The sequence below is a fragment of the Frankia sp. AiPa1 genome, from assembly GCF_023243075.1.
Lineage (GTDB): Bacteria > Actinomycetota > Actinomycetes > Frankiales > Frankiaceae > Frankia.
On record NZ_JALKFZ020000032.1, the window covers coordinates 28,138 to 47,376 of the forward strand.

17 protein-coding genes are annotated in these 19,239 nt (G+C 69.5%); 8 read left to right on the forward strand and 9 right to left on the reverse strand.

Annotation, left to right across the window (positions count from 1 at the left end; genetic code table 11):
* Positions 1–138: 138 nt before the first annotated feature.
* The 4 genes from MXD95_RS04785 to MXD95_RS04800 all read left to right on the forward strand — a co-directional run bounded on the left by MXD95_RS04785 (position 139) and on the right by MXD95_RS04800 (position 4,559).
* Positions 139–861 (forward strand): HEAT repeat domain-containing protein, encoded by a 723-nt coding sequence (locus tag MXD95_RS04785; protein ID WP_250639301.1) that lies wholly within the window; start codon positions 139–141, stop codon positions 859–861.
* Positions 855–1,892, forward strand: a complete 1,038-nt coding sequence (locus MXD95_RS04790; RefSeq protein WP_250639302.1) for a HEAT repeat domain-containing protein — start codon at positions 855–857, stop codon at positions 1,890–1,892. Before MXD95_RS04785 ends, MXD95_RS04790 begins: the two co-directional genes overlap by 7 nt.
* Positions 1,893–2,988: 1,096 nt before the next feature.
* Positions 2,989–3,303 (forward strand): helix-turn-helix transcriptional regulator, encoded by a 315-nt coding sequence (locus tag MXD95_RS04795; RefSeq protein WP_250639303.1) that lies wholly within the window; start codon positions 2,989–2,991, stop codon positions 3,301–3,303.
* Positions 3,303–4,559, forward strand: a complete 1,257-nt coding sequence (locus MXD95_RS04800) for a type II toxin-antitoxin system HipA family toxin (protein ID WP_250639304.1) — start codon at positions 3,303–3,305, stop codon at positions 4,557–4,559. The genes MXD95_RS04795 and MXD95_RS04800 overlap by 1 nt, the downstream gene beginning before the upstream one ends.
* A gap of 215 nt (positions 4,560–4,774) precedes the next feature.
* On the opposite strand, the gene MXD95_RS04805 is transcribed toward MXD95_RS04800, so the two are convergent.
* From MXD95_RS04805 to MXD95_RS04830, 6 genes are all read right to left on the reverse strand, one after another.
* Positions 4,775–4,957, reverse strand: a complete 183-nt coding sequence (locus MXD95_RS04805; protein ID WP_250639305.1) for a hotdog family protein — start codon at positions 4,955–4,957, stop codon at positions 4,775–4,777.
* A 111-nt stretch (positions 4,958–5,068) separates the two neighbouring features.
* Positions 5,069–5,587, reverse strand: a complete 519-nt coding sequence (locus MXD95_RS04810) for a universal stress protein (protein ID WP_250639306.1) — start codon at positions 5,585–5,587, stop codon at positions 5,069–5,071.
* Positions 5,584–7,089, reverse strand: coding sequence for an MFS transporter (locus MXD95_RS04815; protein ID WP_250639307.1), 1,506 nt, complete (start codon positions 7,087–7,089; stop codon positions 5,584–5,586). The genes MXD95_RS04810 and MXD95_RS04815 overlap by 4 nt, the downstream gene beginning before the upstream one ends.
* A gap of 530 nt (positions 7,090–7,619) precedes the next feature.
* Positions 7,620–8,765, reverse strand: coding sequence for a hypothetical protein (locus MXD95_RS04820; protein ID WP_250639308.1), 1,146 nt, complete (start codon positions 8,763–8,765; stop codon positions 7,620–7,622).
* A gap of 129 nt (positions 8,766–8,894) precedes the next feature.
* Positions 8,895–9,773, reverse strand: a complete 879-nt coding sequence (locus MXD95_RS04825) for an ABC transporter permease (RefSeq protein ID WP_250639309.1) — start codon at positions 9,771–9,773, stop codon at positions 8,895–8,897.
* Entirely contained in the window at positions 9,770–10,519 is a 750-nt protein-coding gene (locus MXD95_RS04830) for an ABC transporter ATP-binding protein (RefSeq protein WP_250639361.1), read from the reverse strand. The genes MXD95_RS04825 and MXD95_RS04830 overlap by 4 nt, the downstream gene beginning before the upstream one ends.
* Positions 10,520–10,957: 438 nt before the next feature.
* Here MXD95_RS04830 and MXD95_RS04835 point away from each other — a divergent pair, with 438 nt between their 5' ends.
* Together MXD95_RS04835 and MXD95_RS04840 are read left to right on the forward strand one after the other, a co-directional pair.
* Positions 10,958–11,881, forward strand: a complete 924-nt coding sequence (locus MXD95_RS04835) for an SAM-dependent methyltransferase (protein WP_250639310.1) — start codon at positions 10,958–10,960, stop codon at positions 11,879–11,881.
* Positions 11,882–12,199: 318 nt separating this feature from the next.
* A complete protein-coding gene (locus MXD95_RS04840; RefSeq protein ID WP_250639312.1) occupies positions 12,200–13,078 on the forward strand; it encodes a Sco1979 family transcriptional regulator in 879 nt (292 codons plus the stop codon).
* 87 nt (positions 13,079–13,165) lie between these two features.
* On the opposite strand, the gene MXD95_RS04845 is transcribed toward MXD95_RS04840, so the two are convergent.
* On the reverse strand, positions 13,166–13,885 hold the full coding sequence (locus tag MXD95_RS04845) for an EthD domain-containing protein (RefSeq protein WP_250639313.1): 720 nt from the start codon (positions 13,883–13,885) through the stop codon (positions 13,166–13,168).
* A 292-nt stretch (positions 13,886–14,177) separates the two neighbouring features.
* On the opposite strand from MXD95_RS04845, the gene MXD95_RS04850 reads away from it, so the two are divergent.
* On the forward strand, positions 14,178–14,852 hold the full coding sequence (locus MXD95_RS04850) for a histidine phosphatase family protein (RefSeq protein WP_250639314.1): 675 nt from the start codon (positions 14,178–14,180) through the stop codon (positions 14,850–14,852).
* A 93-nt stretch (positions 14,853–14,945) separates the two neighbouring features.
* On the opposite strand, the gene MXD95_RS04855 is transcribed toward MXD95_RS04850, so the two are convergent.
* Both MXD95_RS04855 and sigJ read right to left on the reverse strand, forming a co-directional pair.
* Entirely contained in the window at positions 14,946–17,624 is a 2,679-nt protein-coding gene (locus tag MXD95_RS04855) for an FAD/NAD(P)-binding protein (RefSeq protein WP_250639315.1), read from the reverse strand.
* A gap of 220 nt (positions 17,625–17,844) precedes the next feature.
* Complete coding sequence (gene sigJ, locus MXD95_RS04860) at positions 17,845–18,753, reverse strand: RNA polymerase sigma factor SigJ (protein ID WP_250639316.1); 909 nt, start codon at positions 18,751–18,753, stop codon at positions 17,845–17,847.
* 94 nt (positions 18,754–18,847) lie between these two features.
* Between sigJ and MXD95_RS04865 the strand changes: the two genes are divergently transcribed.
* Positions 18,848–19,144 (forward strand): hypothetical protein, encoded by a 297-nt coding sequence (locus MXD95_RS04865; protein ID WP_250639317.1) that lies wholly within the window; start codon positions 18,848–18,850, stop codon positions 19,142–19,144.
* Positions 19,145–19,239 lie beyond the last annotated feature (95 nt).

The following is a 19,239-nucleotide window of genomic DNA, read 5'->3' on the forward strand; positions in this document are numbered from 1 at the left end:
GCGGGGGGCGCGTCCTGGACCGGACGATCTCCTGATCCGCCGCGCATGAGCTTGACCCTGACATGGTGAGAAGGTGTCCACTGGGCGCGGGAGGTGGTCTCGATCAACTCGACAAACGGAACCCCGCAGAACATCCGCGTGGCCAACGCTCTGGGCGCCAAGGACCCGTCGGTCCGGCTTCAGGCGGCCCTGGCGGTCGGTTCGAACCCCGACCCTGGTCTCCTGGAGACGCTCGTCGAGCGGTGCGCGGTCGAGCCGGACTTCTTCGTGCGAGACATGTTGTCCTGGGCGCTGACCCGCCTCTCGCCGGCGATCACCCTGCCCCGGATCCGCCAGGAACTCGACTCCGAGCGCCCTGCGGCCCGCAGCCAGGCGTTGCACACGCTCTCCAAGATCGGTGACAGGGGCGCATGGGTCTGGATCACACGCGACCTGCTGTGCGACGCCGACGACGAGGTCGCGCGGACCGCGTGGCGCGTCGCGGTCGCCCTCGTGCCCGAGGACGAGAAGAAGGAGTTGACCGATGAACTGGTCGTGCAACTCGGCCGCGGCGACCGGTCCGTGCAACTGAGCCTCAGCCGGGCCCTCGTCGACCTCGGCGAAATGATCGAGCCCGCCCTGGACAGGGCCGCGGCGAACTCCAACCCGGCGGTGGCCACCCACGCTCGTGCCACCCAGCTGCTCCTGCGGGACCCGGAGACCGGTTTCGACGCGGCCATCGACGAGGCGAAGCGGATCGTCATACTTGGCCCGGAACTGGCAGCCGCCGTGGCTGCGTCGGGAGTCGCCGAGACCTCGGAGACCGCCGACCAGACGGAGGCTGCCAGGACCGCGAAGGCTGAGGAGGCTGCGGGTTGCTGATCGGCGAGGTGGCCCGCCGCTCGGGGGTGAGTACCCGGATGCTTCGCCACTACGACGCCCTCGGGCTGGTGCGACCGACCGGTCGCACCGTCGGCGGCTACCGCGAGTACTCCACCGAGGACGTCCGCAGGATCTTCCACGTGGGCAGCCTGCGGTCCCTTGGGCTCTCGCTCCAGCAGATCGGGCGCGCGCTGGAGGACCCGGCCTTCACACCGTCCGCCCTGGTCGGCGACCTCATCCGGTGGACGGAAGACCGTTTGGAGCGGGAACAGGAGCTGCTCAAACGGCTCCGCGCGATCGATGCGTCGGCGCCCACGGGTTGGCAGGGTGTCCTGCGCATCGTCGAACTCATGCAGGGGCTCAACTCGACCAGCGCCGCGCGCAGGCAGCAGGCTGTCCTGGGCAAGCCGGAGGGCGTGCCGGTTCCCGCCGAGCTGTTGGCCGGGGCGGTTCTGGCCGAACCCGACCCCAATGTCGCGGGCGCTCTGCGCTGGGCGCTCGCCCGATCGGGCGGCGACGGCGTGGCGACGCTGGCCGCCGGCGCGCGCTCGGAGGACGTCGACATCCGGCGGCGCGCGGTGCGGGCGATCGCTGAGATGTCCGAGGCCCCGGGTGCGACCGCGGTACTCGCGGACGCGTTCGGGGACCCGGACACGACGGTGCGCAGGCACGCCGCTCTGGCGTTGGGCAGGCGTGGCGTGACCGCGGCGGTGCCGACACTGGTCGGCATGGTGGTTGAGGGCGCCAACGACGTCGACGCGGCGGAGGCCTTGGCGACGCTGTCCCAGAACCCCGGGTGCGCGGACCGGATCATGACCGCCCTGGTCGACGAACTCGCCGCGCACACCGCGGACTCCGCGATGCGGATTCGCCTGGCCCAGGCGCTGGTCGAGCTGCCGGGGACCCAGACGTGGGAGGTCCTGCGCGAGCTGGCCCACGACGACGACCGCGACGTCGCCCTCGTGGCCTCGGCCTTCGTCACCGTTCTCGAGGAGCGGTCCGCCGAGGATCGAGGCGACAACGCTTCCTGAGAGCTACGTTCGATCAGCCACGGCATCTCGTGGTAACGGAGCATCCACGAGCCGGGCGCCGAAGCGGACGTCTGCCCCCAGCTCGCGGGCGCGGGCCAGCAGCAGCGGTTCGAGGAGCTGCTGGACGCACAGGCGCATCCCGCACGGTTAGGCGATCAGGACTCGTCGGCGTTGAACAGCGCGGCGACGAAGGACGCGTCTGCATCCTCAGCGGCACGCAGCACAAGCCGTTCGCCGTGAATGAGCATGCGCGTTTCCCGTCAGCAATCGGTCGTGAGTAGCGCCCGGCTGGTGGCGGCCGCGGTCGCCGCGATCGCCACGTCGTTGGCTGATCGTAGCCGGCCACTGGCCATCGCGGTTACGGCGAGGCGTGCGTGCACCCGGGCGACGCCGAGGTTGTTCGGTCGACGAGGTCGTCGGCGCTTTACCACCAGCCTCGAATGGTTACTCGCCGGCATCCTCGGCAGGTAGCTGGCGCGCACCGCTTCGGGAGCGGAGCGGGCGGCGTCGGCCTGAACCGGTGTCAGATCAGGCCGGGGCGTCGGCGTCCTGCGTCGAGGTCGCGGACACCCCCGGCCCCTGCTGCGCCGCCGCCGGATCCATCCACATGATCTGCCAGCCGTGCCCGTCGAGGTCGAAGAAGCTGCGCGAGGTGGATCTCGGAGCGACCGTGCGACCGACCGCCGACCGCCGACCGCCGACCGCCGACCGCCGACCGCCGACCGCCGACCGCCGACCGCCGACCGCCGACCGCCGAGCGGCTTCGTGCGGAGGTGCGGTGTGCGCAGTAGGACCGCGGCACCGAAGATCAGCGACGTCGTGTTTGGCCGTGGCGGAGATCTTCTCGCCTTGTTCGGACAGGCTGCGATCCCACCCACGGTGGTCACCTGGCGGTCGGACTGGACGGGGACATGCCGGATCTCGACGTCCCGAACCTCGGCATCGACATGAACTGGAGCGCTACCGGCTCAGATGGCCCGGGTGGGCACGCGATCTATCCGTCATAACCTCTTCGACCCCACCTGGTCAGCCACCACGCGGAGGCAGCCGCCTTTAACGGCGAACTTGACCGCCGTTGAGTCGTATGATGCTGGCTATGGTCGGCGACAGAGCCTCGCATGCCACGCCGTTGTCGGTGGCGCGGTCGCTGCGTCTGCTCGGCGAGCATGTGTCGACCTGGCGGAAGCTGAACCGGCTGACCGCGGCCCAGGTCGCCGAGCGAGCCGGGATCTCCCGGGACACGCTGCGCGCCATCGAGCAGGGCAAGGGCACCGCGAGCACCGAAAACCTGTTCAGGGTGCTACGCACCGTCGGGATCATGGACGCTGTCGTCAAGGCCACCGACCCGTACGAGACCGACGTCGGCCGGCTACGCATGGACGAGATCCTCCCCAAGCGAGTACGGCGCTGATGGCCGGGCGGGATCCTGTCGAGGTCACCGTCGAGATCGACGGGCAGGAGACCGCTGCCGGAACGTTGTGGCTTCACGACCGCGGCGGACAGAGCGCCACGTTCCGCTACGCCGACGCCTACCTGACCAACCCGGCTGGATACGACCTCGACCCGGCGCTGGCCAGGGCCGCCGGCGTCTTCCACACGCCGCCGGGGTCAGCCATCTTCAACGCGTTCGCCGACAGCGCCCCCGACCGATGGGGTGAGAACCTCATGAGGCGTGAGGAGCGCGAGCGCGCCCGCGCCGCCGGGAGCACACCTCGCGCTCTCGGCAGGGCCGACTTCCTTCTCGGTGTCCGCGATGACACTCGCCAGGGAGGTGTCAGGTTCCGCCAGCCGGCAACCGCCACCTACTATTCGACGCATCGGCACGCGGTTCCACGGCTGATCGACCTGGCCCGACTCATGCGAGCAGCCGACCGCGTCCGCTCTCAGGGCGACTTCGACCGCGACCTCGCGGACCTCATCGACGCAGGTAGCTCGCTCGGCGGCGCGCGCCCCAAGGCAGCGGTGCGGGACGCGTCCGGGCGACTCTCGATCGCCAAGTTCCCGCGTTCGGACAGCGACGAATGGGACGTGGCCGGTTGGGAGGAGGTACAGCTGAGACTCGCTCGGCGAGCGGGGCTTACCGTGGCGGAGTCGGAACTGCTGACCGTCGCCGGCCGGCACGTACTACTGCTGAGCCGCTTCGACCGCATCGGCGCGCGGCGTCTGGGGTTCGCCAGCGCCCTGACGATGCTCGAGGCCTCCGACGGGGACCTCCGCAGCTACCTCGAGATCGCCGAGGTGATCGAACGCTACTCGCCGAGAGCTGACGCCGACCTGCGTGAGCTGTACCGGCGGATCCTGTTCTCCATCCTGACCGGGAACACCGACGACCACCTGCGCAACCACGCGTTCCTGCGCGAACGAGACGGCTGGTCGCTCTCTCCTGCCTATGACCTCAACCCCAATCCGGACAACCCGGCCCGGCTGAGCACGGCCGTCGATCTCGACAACACCGACGCGAGCATCGACATCGCGCTGTCGGTAGGCAACTACTTCCGCCTGTCGCCGCCGAGGGCCCGCGACCTCGTCAGGGAGGTGGAGACCGCCACGGCGGGCTGGCGGCAGGCCGCCGCCGAACTCGGCATCCCGAAAAGCCAGGCCGACCGGATGACAGTGGCCTACGAAAGCGAACAGCGACGGATCGCGCGTGCTCTCAGTGTGTTCTGAGGATCTGTGCGGGCGCGTGCGATCGCGTCAGGGACCGCCCCCAGGGATCGGCAGACGCACCAGTGTCCGTCCCCGTGCCGCCGCCAGGGTGTCGTCCACCCGTCCGATCAGCCTCGTCGCGGGATCGCTAACGGCCGTCGGCCTATCCGCGTTTTCCGCTCACAGGCCGCCTTTGAGAGCGTCAAGGAGAGCGGGTGCGGAATGGGCCGCGGCGGTCACGTTCGCCGCGACCAAGAGTGCACGGTGGCGCGGGCGACGGCCGGGCCCACCCGCACCGATCGCAGGTAGCGGACGTGCAGGAACCCCAGCGGTCGCTGGTCAGGATCAGCGGACCGGGCGGCTTCCTCGACGACGGCGGTAAGCAGCCCGCCCTGGATGGCGTTCGCTCCGTTGCGCACGTGCGGCGCGCAGGGGGCATGACGGCCTCGCCGGGGGTGGCGTCGACGTCGACGGGGGACGGACAGTTCCGCCACCCCCGCGACGAGAGCAATTCCTGATGGTGCTGGTCGCTACCGCACGACGTCGGCCCCGTGCGACTCGCGCTGGTGCACGAGGAGGACGGAGCCCGGGGCGTGCGCGACGACGTCCGAAGCGACGCTGCCGAGGAGGTGACCGACCAGGCCGGTGTGGCGGTGGGCGCCGATGACGATGAGGCCCACCTGCCGCTCGGTCGCGGTGGTGACGATGCCCTTCCAGGTCGGCGCGGCCTCGGCGGTGGTGCTGTGCGCGCGGAAGCCCGCGGCGTCCGCGAGCCGGGCGCCGTGCGCGGCGATCTCCGCCGCGGCCTTCTGGACCGCGGTGGCATCGGCCGCGTCGAAGTGCTGCGGGCTGATCGGCGTGAACCCGACGTCGGCAGGTTGCCAGACGCACAGGACGAGCGCCTCGCGCCCGGGCGCGAGCTGTGTCGCGGCATACCGGATGGCGTACCCGGCGACGTCGGATCCGTCGTAGGCGAACAGCACCGGGCCGGTACGGACCGCGGGACCGACGGGCCGTGCGGGTCCGGGGTCGTGGTCGGTGGTCGTCATCTCTCGACACCTTCCGGAACGGGGATCTTCATGTCCAGGTCACCAAGGTCGACTCGGCGCCGCAGCCGGGACAGCAGCGGTGGCGAATCCCAGGCCGGTCGCACCCCCCCGATGAAGGCGTCGATGTCGGGGGCCTGCGGACGGGCTCCGCTGAGAGCGTAGATCGCGACGCCGGTTCCGGCGCCGAGCAGGGCGAGCCCCAGGCCGACCCACAGGGCGATGTTGGTGCCGTCCTCCAGGTTGTCACTGACAGTGGCCGCGAAGTGGGCGAAAATCGGCGCGATCATGAAGGCAGCCACCGCACGCAGCAACTCGACGATGGCGAACACGCGCTGGAGGCTGGGCGACGGCAGCGAGAAGCCGGCCACGAACAGGGCCGGGGCGACGGTGGCGCCGAGCGCGAGCCCGGTCAGGCCGGCCGCGACGAGCGCCAGCGGCTGGTTCGCGGGCATCGCGAACCGGAACAGCAGTGTTCCGACCGCGAGCAGGATCATGCCCACCAGCGGCAGGAAGTGTAGCGAGCGCCGGGAGATGACCACCCCGAACGCGATCGAGGAGATCACGGCGCCGCCGAGCTCCGGCAGGTAGAGCAGGCCGACGCGCACCGGGCCGTACCTCTCCGCCAGCACCGCCGCGGTCAGCACGGTCGCCGACACCGACGCCGCCGCCGCGAACAGCGCGGTCACCACGCCGGCGACCGGGATCGAGCGGGTCAGCATGGGCCGGATCGTCAGCAGGGGCCGCGCGGCACGGCACTGGTAGACGATCAGGACGACGATCAGCGCGAGACCGCCGATCAGCGGCGCGATCACCTCGGGGTCGAGGAAGTCATGGCTGGTCAGCTCGGAGGCGCCCAGGAAGGCGGCGACGCTGCCAGCCGCTGCCAGCAGGATTGCCGGGATGTCACGTGGCGCGTCAGGATTGGCCGGCGGCGCGTCCTCGAACGTCAGCAGCACCAGCAGCAGCGCCGCCACGGAGATGGCCGCGATGATCCAGAACAGCGGCCGCCAGGCGTCGGCGTCGGCCTGCACGCCGCCGATGAACGGGCCGAGCGCCACCGCACCGAAGATACACATATTCATGATCACCACGGTGCTGGGCAGCTTGTGGCGCGGGTACCCGAGCGCCAACGGCGGAACGGCGGCGATCAGCAGCATGCTGGTGGCCAGGCCCTGGAGAGTGTGGCCGACGATGTACATCGCCGCGTCCTGGGCCGCCGCCGTCAGCACCGAACCGACGACGAGTACGACCGCGTAGACGAGCAGCATCCGCCGCTGCGGCAGATGCAGGCTGAGCTGGACGGCCAGCACCGTCCCCAGGGCGTAGGCCGCGTTGCCCAGTCCCGAGCTGAGGCTCATCGTCTGCGGGCTCATGTGCAGCTGTCTGGTGATGATCGGTGCCAACGGATCAAGCGCGGCCGATAGGGCCAGATAGGGAATCAGCGCCAGCATCACCATGGACGCGGTCGCCGCGTACCTGCCTGCGAGTGGACCTCGACGCATCAATACCTTCTGATTTGGGCGAGTTTTGGGCATGCGGGAATTGCCGGGCGCTCGGCCGGTTGTGCTCGGGGTCGACCGGGCCGGCGAGACCGCCGCACGGGTCCGCGGGCTCGGTGACGGCGGCGCGGCCGGACCGGGCCCGGAATCAGCGGAGCCTCCTCCGCTTACCCTGGCCTGCCTGTTAGGGGACGAAAAGACCGACAGGCGGACTGTGAGATTACTTACCACCAACTAAATATTGCGGTCGAAGGGAATACCCAGCGAGCGCAGGGTGGAGCAACAGTCGCCCAGGCTCGGCGTCGAGGGCCCGTGCCGATCGCGGCCCGCCGCCCCCCGCTGGCAGTGCCGCGGCCGACCGCATCCTGACCGACCCCGCGACGACCCGACCCCGCGACGACCCGACCCCGCGACGGCGCCGGGTGCCGGATCGCGGAGATGGGCGCAATGGCAGGAGCCCGGACACCGCACCGGTGTCCCGCGGCGGCAGACCCGCAGGAGTCAAGGCCGCCGCCGCAGGCACATCCGCTTTCTCAGCCGAGGGATACCGATTTGTCGAGGAACTGGTTGGTCACCACGTCGGTGGCGGTCAGTCCGTCTTTCGGCCTGATGCCCTTGGCGGCGTAAAGGGGGTTGAGACTGTCAATCAGCTTCTGGACACGCGTGTTGTCGAAACTCCCGAGAACCCCGTCGGCGCCGTTTGCGATCAACTTGAGGTCGCGCTGCTTCTGGTTGGCGTAGGTGAGCAGGCCGGGGGAGAGGCTGAACCCCTGGGTATGCATCTTGCTCACGGCATCGAGCAGTATCTGGTTGGTGGGTCCGGAGGCGGTGATGTAGTCACGCTGCGCCTGCTGGAACAGTGGAACGAGCTTGGTCAGGCAGGCACTGTTGGCCGCGAGCTTGTCCGCGCGGACGGCCAGGGCGGACTGGTAGATGGGATAGGAGGTATCGGTCAGGAGGTATTTGACGGGTTTGCCCCATGCCTTCACGTCGTGCTGGAGGGTGTAGACCTCGTTGGTGACGAAGCCCTGCTGCACGATCTTGCCGTCGGCGGCGACGAACCGGTCCGGGCTACCCTGGTACGAGGTATCGACCTGCGACTTCTTGAGCAGCCCCTGGCTTTCGAAAAGATCGATGTCGGCCGCGCCGGCGTAGGCGAGTACCTTCGCGTCGGATTTTCCGATGTCGCCGATGTTGGCGAAGTTCCAGGCCGGGTTACCCCAGAGGAGGACCTCGGGGCTGCGGTCGTACGACGCGAACACCGCCACCGTCGGGATCTTGCCGGAGTTCTGGACCGCCTCGTCCGTGCCGACGTAACCGAACAGAATCTGATCGTCCTGGGCCATCAGGGCGGATGGCTGCTGATAGCCTGCGGCCGGGCCTCCGGAGCGGATCTCCAGGCGGACACCAGTGGCGCCGAGTGTGCCGGTCACCCGGTTGTGGTTCGCGTCGATCGTGGGATTGGGTCCGAGCAACTGGTAGGTGAACCCCTGGTCCGGCTCCGGCCACCAGCTCGTCTGGACGACGACAGTATCCGGGCAGACGCCCTTGAGCGGGGTCGTGTAGTGAGACGCGGCCACCGCGGTGCTCCCGCCTGTGGTGGCTCTCGGCTCGACGGATGACCCGCCATCCGAGTTGGAGCAGGCAGCCAGCACCACCGCCACCACGGCGGCGCCCATTGATACCACCGCGCGACGTCGGCGCGGTGTTGATGCTCGCATTGCTCTCCTCGATGCGTTCAGAAGGGACCGAGCTGAAGGTCGGCGAAGCTGTGTGGGATGAGATGCGGTCAATTTCCGCGACTCGGGTTACGACCGCCGTCCCGAATCGTGCCAGCCCCCGATGGTCAGGCGCGCGAGCAGGTCGAATGCCCAGAACACCGCGAGACCGAACAGGGAGGTCATGATGATCGCGGCAAACAGCGGCGCAGATTCCAGCCCACGGGTGTAGCCGTCGATCAGACTGCCGATTCCGGGTTTTCCCTCCCGGAAGAAGAAGTCGCCAACGACCGCGCCGATCACCGACAGGCCGGCGGAAATTCGCAGTCCGGTGAATATGGCCGGTAGAGCGCTCGGGATCTCCAGGTGGACCAGCCGTGCCCATCGGCCCGCGTGACGCAGCGTGAACAGGTCATGATGTGCGGCATCTACTGACCGCAGTCCGAACAGAGTGTTCGTGATGATGGGGAACAAGGCAATGAGGACACAGACGACGGTGCGTGATCGGAATCCGTAGCCGAGCCAGAACCCGATCAGCGGGACGATCGCCAGGATCGGGATTGTCTGGAGGACCACCGCCCAGGGATAGAACGACCGCTCCACCCACCGCGCCTGGCTCATCAGAACCGCGACGACCGTGCCGAGGGCGGCGGCCACACCCAGGCCGACCAGTGCGACCTTCGCTGTCTCACCCAGTCCGGTGAGGATCTCATGGAAGGCCGACCAGTTTCCGAAACCGTCGGTGGCCACCTCGTGCGGCGGTGGGAGAAGAAATCGTCGGCGCGGCGCAAGAGCGAGATAACTCACCGCGTACCAGATTCCGAGAACCGTGCCGAGCACGGCCAACGGTGGCAGCACCGCCTGGACGGTCCGGGCCCGGCGGGAAGGAGCGCGTGCGCCGCGCGCGAGCCCCGACGGCGGCGCCGAGAACACCGAGGACGCCGGGCGCGGCTGCTCCACCGCGGTCACGCGAAGGACTCGCGCAGCGCCTCGGACACGGTACGTGCGGTGCGGCCGAACGCCGCGTCGAACTGAAGCTCCGGCTGCCGCGGGTAGTCGAACGGGACGTCGATCTCGGCCAGCACCCGACCTGGGCGGGCCGACAGGACCAGGACTCTGCTGGCGAGCCAGACCGACTCGACGACCGAGTGCGTGACGAACAGCCCGGCGAACCGCTCCTGTCCGTGCAGCCGAACCACCTCCTGCCCCAGCCGCTGTCGGGTGATCTCGTCGAGCGCGCCGAACGGCTCGTCGAACAGGAACAGCGACGGTCGGACGGTCAATGCCCGCGCCAGCGACACCCGCATCCGCATGCCACCGGACAACGCTGTGGGCCGGTGACGTTCGAATCCCGTGAGTCCGGCCAGTGAGATGGCCTCCGCGACCAGCCGGCGCCGCTCCGCTCTGGGAACACCGTCCAGCTGGGCCAACAGGCCGACGTTACCTGCCACGGTGCGCCACGGCAGCAACGTCGGATCCTGGAAGACGTAGCCGGGGGCCGTGGCGTTCACGGCGACCGTCCCGGATGAGGGCATGGTCAGAGCCGACGCCATCCGCAGCAACGTGGACTTGCCCGACCCCGACGGTCCGACTATCGCCACGATCTCGCCGTCTCTTACCTCGAAGGAAACCTCGCGCAAGGCTTCGGTTCCGTCCGGGAAAGTCTTCCCCACGCCGGTGAACGCCAGCGCGACCCCGGCTGGAGCAGTGGCCATGGGATCGCGATGGGCGGCTGGCCGCCCGTTGTCGGGCGGCCCGCTGTCATCTGCCACGCCGGGTCCCTCCGACTGGGTTGCGTTTCAGGTCGCTCCGACCGCGGTCCTGCTCCGCGCGCGAAATCCTGCGACGTGGCTGACCGGACGACGTCTGGCCCGGATCCTAGTCCTTCCCCCACACCGATCCGCACGGAGATCCGCACGGACACATCTGTCCGCTAGTGCCTGTCCGCTAGTGACATCTGGTCAGGCAGAGGACTTTCCTCTATGCTGACCCGCCTGTGATCTCCGTCGGCCCACCAGGATGTGAGACCCATGAGGATGTGCGGCCAGGCAGCTGTCGGCCACGCCTTGGCGGGCAGCGGTACGAAGGCATATCTTGCTCGTGGTCTGGCTCTCGATTTCTGTACGCTTCCTATCAGCGAAGGAGACGCTCCGGTGACAGAGGACACGTCGTCGACCCCCTCCGGCCCCGACTCGGGCGCTTCTTTGGATGGTGTCGCGGCGGACCTGGCGAAAAATGGGAGTTCTCCGTCCACCTCCATTGCCGAAAGCCAGACCCAGCGGAGGGGCGATCTCGGCCTTGACGTTACGGTCGCGCACAACGCCCGGGTGTGGAACTACTGGCTGGGTGGCCGGGACAATTTCGCAGCGGACCGCGAGGTCGGCGAGCAGGTCCGGCAGATTTTCCCGGGTATCGTGGACGTGGCCCGAGCGGATCGGGCTTTTCTGGGCCGCGCCGTGCGTTACCTGGCCGACGAGGCGGGAATTCGGCAGTTTCTCGATATCGGCACCGGATTGCCCACCGCGGACAACACGCACGAGGTCGCCCAGCAGGTCGCCGCCGATAGCCGGATCGTCTATGTCGACAATGATCCGCTTGTCCTGGTACACGCCCGTGCCCTCCTCGTGGGAACCCCGGAGGGAGCCACGAGCTACATCGATGCGGATATTCATGACCCCGGGTCGATCCTGCAGGCCGCAGCCGAGACACTTGATTTCACGAAACCAACCGCAGTACTATTTCTTGGCAGCCTGAACTTCGTTCTGGACACCGACACCGCAGCCTCGGTGGTCGGTCACGTGATGGGTCGCGTGCCCTCTTCCAGCTACCTGGTGATCGCCCACCCCACATTCGAACTTGGTGGTGAGGCCAACGCCGAGTCGATGCGCCATTGGAACGAGCATGCCACGCCACCGATCACCCCTCGTGGCCGCGGCGAGATCGCCCGTTTCTTTCGCGGTCTGGAGCTTCTGGAACCCGGCATCGTGTCCTGTTCCCGGTGGCGGCCCGAACCTACGCGGTCCGGCGGCCTTCCCCCTGAGGTGCCCCAGTTCGGCGCCGTCGCCCGCAAGCCCTGATGCCTGGATTTCTGGCCGGGGCGGCAGCGGGTGGCATCCGGGTCCACCGCGGGCGGAGAGGCTCGCCGTCGAGGTGACGACGTGGTCCTGGCAACATCGTACCGTTGTTGATCGCACTGTTGCTGGCCGGGCGCACCGTGACAGGCTCCGCACCCACCGACCTCAGAGGCGGCCGTCCCGGTCGCAGTGGGATGATGCCCGTCGTTGCGGTCATCGACGCACGTCCGGGGTAAGTTGGTATCCGACCCCGGACGTGTCGCGGCCGGACCAGCACACAGTGGATCTGTCCGGGCTAAGTGCGGCTGTGGGGAAGCAGGCGTGACCGATCTTCCAGGGAACAGTTCGACGGCACGCCGGCTCTTTCTTGGTGCCCAGCTGCGCAGGCTGCGAGAGAACCGTGGGATCAGCCGGGAGGAAGCTGGTTACCACATTCGGGCCTCGGAATCGAAAATCAGCCGGTTGGAGCTCGGCCGGGTCAGATTCAAGGAACGGGACGTCGCGGATCTGCTGACCTATTACAGCGTCACCGACGGCGCCGAGCGTGATCTACTGCTGAAACTGGTGCCGGAGGCGAATGCGCCAGGATGGTGGCAGCCCTACAACGACGTGCTGCCGACCTGGTTCACGCCGTATATCGGCCTGGAGGAATCGGCCACCCTCATCCGCAGCTTCGAGGTCCAGTTCGTGCCCGGGCTGCTGCAGACCCCCGACTACGCCCGAGCGGTCATCAAGGTCGGTGACCCCACGGCGAAGCCCGACGTCGTGGAGCGGCGGGTCGCGGTCCGGGCGAACCGGCAGCGGTTGCTGTCGAGGCCGAATCCACCCCAGTTGTGGGTCGTGCTCGACGAGGCGACCTTGTGGCGGCCGATCGGCGGGTCGGCGGTGATGCGTGCCCAGCTGGCGCATCTGGCCGCCATGTCCAACCAGCCACACATCAAAATTCAGATTCTGCCGTTCGCGTTCGGCGCCCATATGGCCGAGTGTGGAGCATTCACAATCCTTCGCTTTCCGGGGCCGGAGTCGGCTGCGGTGAACCAGACCGACGTGGTGTATCTTGAGCAGCTCACCGGAGCCCTTTTTCTTGACAAGGCCCACGAGGTCGACCGATACCGGGAGGTCATCTCCCAGTTGGCGATCGCCAGTGCTTCTCCGAGCGCTGCCCCGGCCATCCTCGCCGAGGTCGCCCGCGAGATATAGCGGCCGACGAGCCCCGCGCGACCGGTGCTCCCAGGCCTGGGAGCACCCCGAACCCCTCACCCTCCGAGCAGTAGGAGCAGCCGTGGATCACAGGGCTTCCTCGCGGACCACGACGAACTGTGAGTCCCGGAACAGGTCGCTCTGGTTCGCGCCGAGGTTGTCCGCGAACCAGGAGATCCGCCTGCGCAGCGCGTCGAGGTCGTCGAAGTAGACCTCGTTCACGGCGTCGTAGGGCCAGTCGGCGTTGGTGTCGGTTCCCGAGGTGGCAGCGGGCAGCGGGTGGTTCTGGACATACGCCTGGCCGCGTGCCTCGGCCGGGATCGGCACCGCGCCGACCGTGCCGGCATGGTTCTGCCAGCGGTCGAAGAACTCCGTCTGGGTGAGGCCCGCCGCGCGGCGGGCGAACGCCATGTGCGTGAAGCTCGTGCGGCCATCCTGGCGTCGTTCGTCGAGCCATTCCTGACCGCGCAGGACGTGCTCACGAGCGACCACAACACGGATCGACGCCGGATCGACAGCTCCAGCCCGAGCGTCGTTTCCCGCCAGCGGGTCGTTCGTGGCCCTGCCCGCGGCCGAGACCAGCCAGGCTTCGTATCGACTCAGGTGGTTCTCGTCGGTGAACCACTGCAGGCCGATGCCGTTGTGGGGCGGCTCAGGCGTCTCCCCTTCCAGGACGGTGCCGGCAACCAGACGGACGGGCCGGACGTCCGGCGGTGCGGCCAGTGCCGCGGCCACGGCGGCGCGCCACGCGTCGGCGAACTCGTCGCGCGGGCCGGCTCGGCTGGCACACAGTATCCGTTTGATCATGTCCGGCCCTTCACGTCGTCAACGTGCCGAGGGGAGCGTCGCCGAGTGATGGGGCGCGCGTCGCATCCGCGTGCTGAACGTTTCGGCCACGTCGATCAGCGTATTTGCCACCCTCGATGATTGCAGGCGGTTAGTCGTGATCGATGCGATCGCGATTCCTGATGGCCCGGTGAAGCTGCGTGATCTCGGGTCGCCCCGCGCCTCAGGAACGCGTCCGCGTCAGTACGACCTGTGCCGGGATGGTGTCGGGCACCCGGGATGGTGTCGGGCACATAGTGTTCCGATGCGCCTGATGCTGCTTCGACATGGTCAAACCCCCAGTAACCTCGCCGGTGCCCTCGACACCGCGCGGCCGGGAGCCGAGCTGACCGCCCTTGGCCACGCGCAGGCACGGGCAGTTCCCGACGCACTGCGCGGCGAGCCGATCTCAGCGATCTACGCCTCGGCCCTGGTCCGCACGCAGCTCACCGCGGCGCCCCTGGCCGGAGCACGTGGGCTGAGAGTCGCCGTGACGGAGGGCGTTGAAGAGATTGCCGCAGGCGATCTCGAGATGCGCAGCGACAGGGCAGCCGTCATGACGTATCTCGACGTCACCCACAGCTGGATTCATGGTGATCTGAAGCGCGTGATGCCGGGTGGGCACGACGGCCGCGCATTCGTCGCAGGATACGACGCCGCGATCGCGAACATCGCGGCCACGCACGACGAGCAGGACACTGTCCTGGTCGTCAGTCACGGTGCCGCGATCCGGGCCTGGGTCGCTATCCGGGCTCGCGGCATCGGGTCCGCCGAGGACCGGTGGCTCGAGAACACGGGAATGGTCACGCTCGACGGCGACCCCGTGGCTGGCTGGGACCTCGCCGCGTGGCGCGCCGAACCGCTGGGCGGCTCCGCCCCTCCTGCCGCGACCGCGCACGATGTCACCGGCGCCCCGGTCCGCGAGGCCGAGAACCGAGCGGCCGGGTAGCCGGAGAGCCGGAGAGCCGGTGTCGTGGGCGGAGGGCCGTGCCGATCGCGGTGCGGCCCCCCGCACGATGATCATTCGTCCGGTGACGAACGGTTACTCGTCCGGTGACGAGCGCCCCGCTTGCTGGCCGGTGAGCAGCTGCGCGCGGCGGTGGACGTCGCGCGGGGAGCAGCGGCGGTCGAGCCGGGACTGCAGCAGCGACCCGGCGATGTCGCGCCGGCCCGCCTGGATGGCGCAGTAGATCGTGGTGTCCTCGACGATCTCGCGCTGGGCGGCACTGCCCCCGAGCCTCTCGACGCCGGGCAACGCGATCAGCGCGTCGGTCGCCCGGTCCGGATCACCGTGCAGAAGGTGCATCAGGGCGTCCGCCAGTGGCGCGACGGTTTCGGTGAACGCCGCGTTGCCGCGGGCGGCCGCGGACCGGCGCAGCTGCGCGAGCCGACGGCAGTCACCCCCGGCCGCCAGCGCGATGGCCGAGTGGAGCCCGACGAAGGGCGTCGGCGGATCGACGAGCAACGCGCTGGGAACGGCCGCCAGCACCGGTCCGATGTCCACCGACGACCAGGTGCCGGCGGCGAAGCCACGCCACAGCAACGATGCGGAGTCGATCAGTGCCCGGACGCCGGAGACGGACGGCGGCGCGAGCTGGGCGATGAAACGTGCCCGGATCGCACCGTCATCACCGAGCGCGAGTTCATGCAGGGCCGCGTGCCAGGAGAAATGCGCCCGATGTGACGAGTCCGACCCGCAGGTCGAGATCCAGGTGTCCAACCAGGCCAGCCCCGCCTCGTGGTCGCCCGTCTCGTAATGGACGTGGGTCTTCGCGTGCACGGCGTGGCCGGCGGTCGGTTCGACGGCCAGCGCGAGCGCGGCGAGCTCGGCCGCCTCGTCCCACCGCTCCTGCTCCTGACGGGTGAAGGCGAGCAGCCCCCGGTACCACCAGTCGTCGCGGTAGACGGCAGCCAGCCCCTCGACCAGAGCCCAGGCCTCGGCCGGGAGTTCCGTCGCGCCGCTGAACGCGATGGTCGGCACGGCGATGCTGACGGCCAGGGCGTCTTCCGGGTAGGCCTGGATGTAGCTGAGCAGCGCCGCGGCCGAACCGGCTCCGCCCGGTTCCTGGATGCGCGCGGCGACGACCTCGATGAAGCGTCGCTCACGCTCGTCCGCCCGGCCGGCATGGCGTCGCGCCTCCCGCAGGGCCGTGTCCACGTCGACGTCGGCGCCCCACTCGGCACCGAGCAGCGCCAGCACCGCCTGCCCAAGGGCGAACCGGGGGTCAGCCGCGACCGCCTCGGCCACCAGCGTCTCGGCTCCGGAGCGTACCCGCAGGATCCGGCCGAGCCCGGCGACATAGCGATCGGCCGCCTCGGGACTTGCGGTCAGGGGCAGACCGTAGGGGTCGCGTACCCGCCGCGCGACCCGCGGCCCGGGCATGGCGGCCACGACGGTGCGGGCGAGCGTGGCCGCCTGCGCGCGGATCTCGGGGATCGCCGTGCTCTCCCACATCTCCGCGCGCCGCAGCGGGCCGATGGCCCAGATCGCCGGCCGGCGCCCGTCGGCCGCGACCAGGCGCCCGGATCCCTCGGTGGCGAAACCCAGATCCAGGACGTCCGGGGTCGCCAGGCCCGCGGCGAGCAGGTTCATGATCAGGGGATCATGGCTGGTGCGCACGCCGGCGCCCGCACCGGTGCAGTTGACCACGGCCGCGGCGCGGATCCGGGAGCCGTCACTGAGCGAGACGTCGATGCCGGCAGCGGTGTCCGACGCGTCGACGACGTGCGCGGCGTGCACGACCAGCGACCCCTCGGCGCGGCGTTGCTCCAGCCAGGCGTGGATGGCGGGATCGACGCGATGGCGCACCTGGTCCCAGCGGCGCATCGTGGTGGCGACGAAACGGGCCCGGGAAGCCGTGTCCAGACGTGACCACAGTTGGGCCGTCACCGGGCGCATCGCGTCCACGGCCCGCCGCCAGTCGCCGTCGGCCGCGCGGATGTGATCGAAGACCAGCCGGCGAGCCTGGGCGAGGCTGATCGGACCGTCGGGCAGCCGCGGGGCCGCGAACGGCGGCGCCGGGTCCGACGCGTGCGGCAACGGAAGCAGCCCATGACGTGAGGTCACGTGCAGGCGCACGCCGGCTCGGCTCCAGCGCTGGGCCATGTCGGCCATGGTCAGGCCCGCGCCGACGAGCAGCACGTCGCTGCCGGCCGGAACGCGAGGCGGGGTATCCGACCGCCACGGATCAGCGACGAACCGCGGCGAGCGCTCCAACGCCGGTGGAGCCCACGCCGTGGTGGCAGCGCCGTGCCCGAGCGCGAGGACGACGCCGTCGACCGGGTGGCTGGTTCCGTCGTCGAGGGTCAGCCGCAGCCGGCGGCCGTGCCGGCGGACGTCCGTCGCGCGGGCGAACACCCGCTCGAGCCGCACCCCGCTCGCGGCGCGCAGCGTCTCCTCCAGCGCGTGGCGGAGATAGTCGGCGTAGAACTGGCGGGGCGCGAAACCCCCGGGTGGGAAGTCGACCGCGACGTGCCGACGGAGCCAGCGCAGGAAGTGCTGCGGGTCATCGTCGAAGGCGCTCATCTTCGCGGCCGGGACATTGAGCCGGTGCCGCGGATCTCGGGTGAGGTAGGCCAGACCTTCGCCGACGTCGTCCGGTTCGACGAGCACTATCGTGAATCTTCGGCCGGTAACCGCCGCGGACCTTGCCAGCTGGGCGGTGGCGAGGCATCCGCTCGCTCCGCCACCGACCACCGCGACGACCACCGGCGCACTCATCGTGACCGTCGACAGTATGTGTGCGGACACCTGGGCATGAAGATCTCCTCTTCGTCCAATCCGGTAGGACTCAGATTAGGCGCACATGGGGCAGGCCGTGGCCCGGATCGACCGAACGGCGGTGCTTCTGCGTGCTCGCTCCGCGACCGATGGCACGCGTGCCATGCCGGTCCACGACATTCGTTGATGGTGATTGTTGGTCGCGGGTGTGGTGGCTTGCTCAGGGCAGGTGCGGGCCGGTGAGGGCGGCCAGGTCGAGTCCGGCGAGACGATCAGGGTCGACGATGGCGTGGATCTCGGCTATCCGCTCGTTCGCAACGGTGAATCCCATGAGCGAGGTTGGCTGGCCGTCGATGATGATCAATACGCCGGCGGTGCCGTTCATCAGCGTGGGGTGTATCGCTGCCGTGGGCTGGGCGAACATGAGGGCCCGGCGGGCTACCGCCGTCGCGCCGCGCACGACGGCCGAGGCCCCCGGCCGGGCGGCGCCGCCGTCGGCCCGCAGGACGATGGCCGGGTCGAGCAGTTCGACCAGGGCGGCGAGGTCGCCCCCACGGGCGGCGGCGAAGAACGCGTTGACGATCCGCCGCTGGATGGTGCGGTCCGCGTCCGGTGCGGGCGCGGCCAGGTCCCGCACCCTGCGGCGGGCCCGGCTGGCCAGCTGGCGGGCGGCCGCTGGAGTGCGGTCGACCATCGGCGCGATCTCGTCGAACGGAAGGCCGAACATGTCGTGCAGCACGAAGGCGAGCCGTTCGGCGGGACTGAGGGTGTCCAGCACGATGATCAGCGCCAGTCCGACCGACTCCGCCAGCAGGGCCTCCTGCTCGGGCTGCCGAGCGCCCCCGGGCGGGTCCGGGGAGACGATCGGATCTGGTATGTGGACGCCGATCGGATCCTCGGCCCGCGTCCTGCGTGCCCGCAGCGTGTTGAGGCAGATCCTGGCGACGACGGTGGTGAGCCAGCCACCCAGGTTCTCGATCTCGCCGGCATCGGGCCGGTCCAACCGCAGCCAGGCCTCCTGCACCGCGTCATCCGCCTCGGCCAGGGAACCGAGCATGCGGTAGGCGACGGCGCGCAGGCGGTCGCGATGCTCCTCGAACCGCTCGGCGAGCCACTCAGCTTCTTCCATCAGTCACAATCCTCCGTCGGCGCGTGTCATACGCAATGACCGACGGCAGTCGGCCCGTGTGACAGAGAAGCGTGTGACAGGGAAGGTTGAGCGGATGCCAGCGATGCTACTGAGGACCAGGGTGAAGGCCGACAAGGCCGCCGAGGTCGAGGCAGCGGTGAAGTCGTTGTTCGTGGCGCTGGAGGAGGCGCGGCCTGAGGGGATCCGCTACACCTCGCTCCGGCTCGCGGACGGTGTGACCTACGAGGTGCTGCTGCAGATCGAGGAGGGCGTGGAGAACCCGCTGCCCAAGGTGCCCGAATTCCTGCGGTTTCAGGAGAACCTCAAGGGATGGCTGGCCGAGCCGCCGACGCCCGAGCAGGCGACGGTGATCGGGGACTACCAGGCCTGATCCGATGCTGGCCGGTCATGGTCCCGGTGCTCGGGACGCCACCGCGGTCGCCGCGCAGCTCGGTATCGACCCGGCGCTGCCTTCCTGCCGCTGAC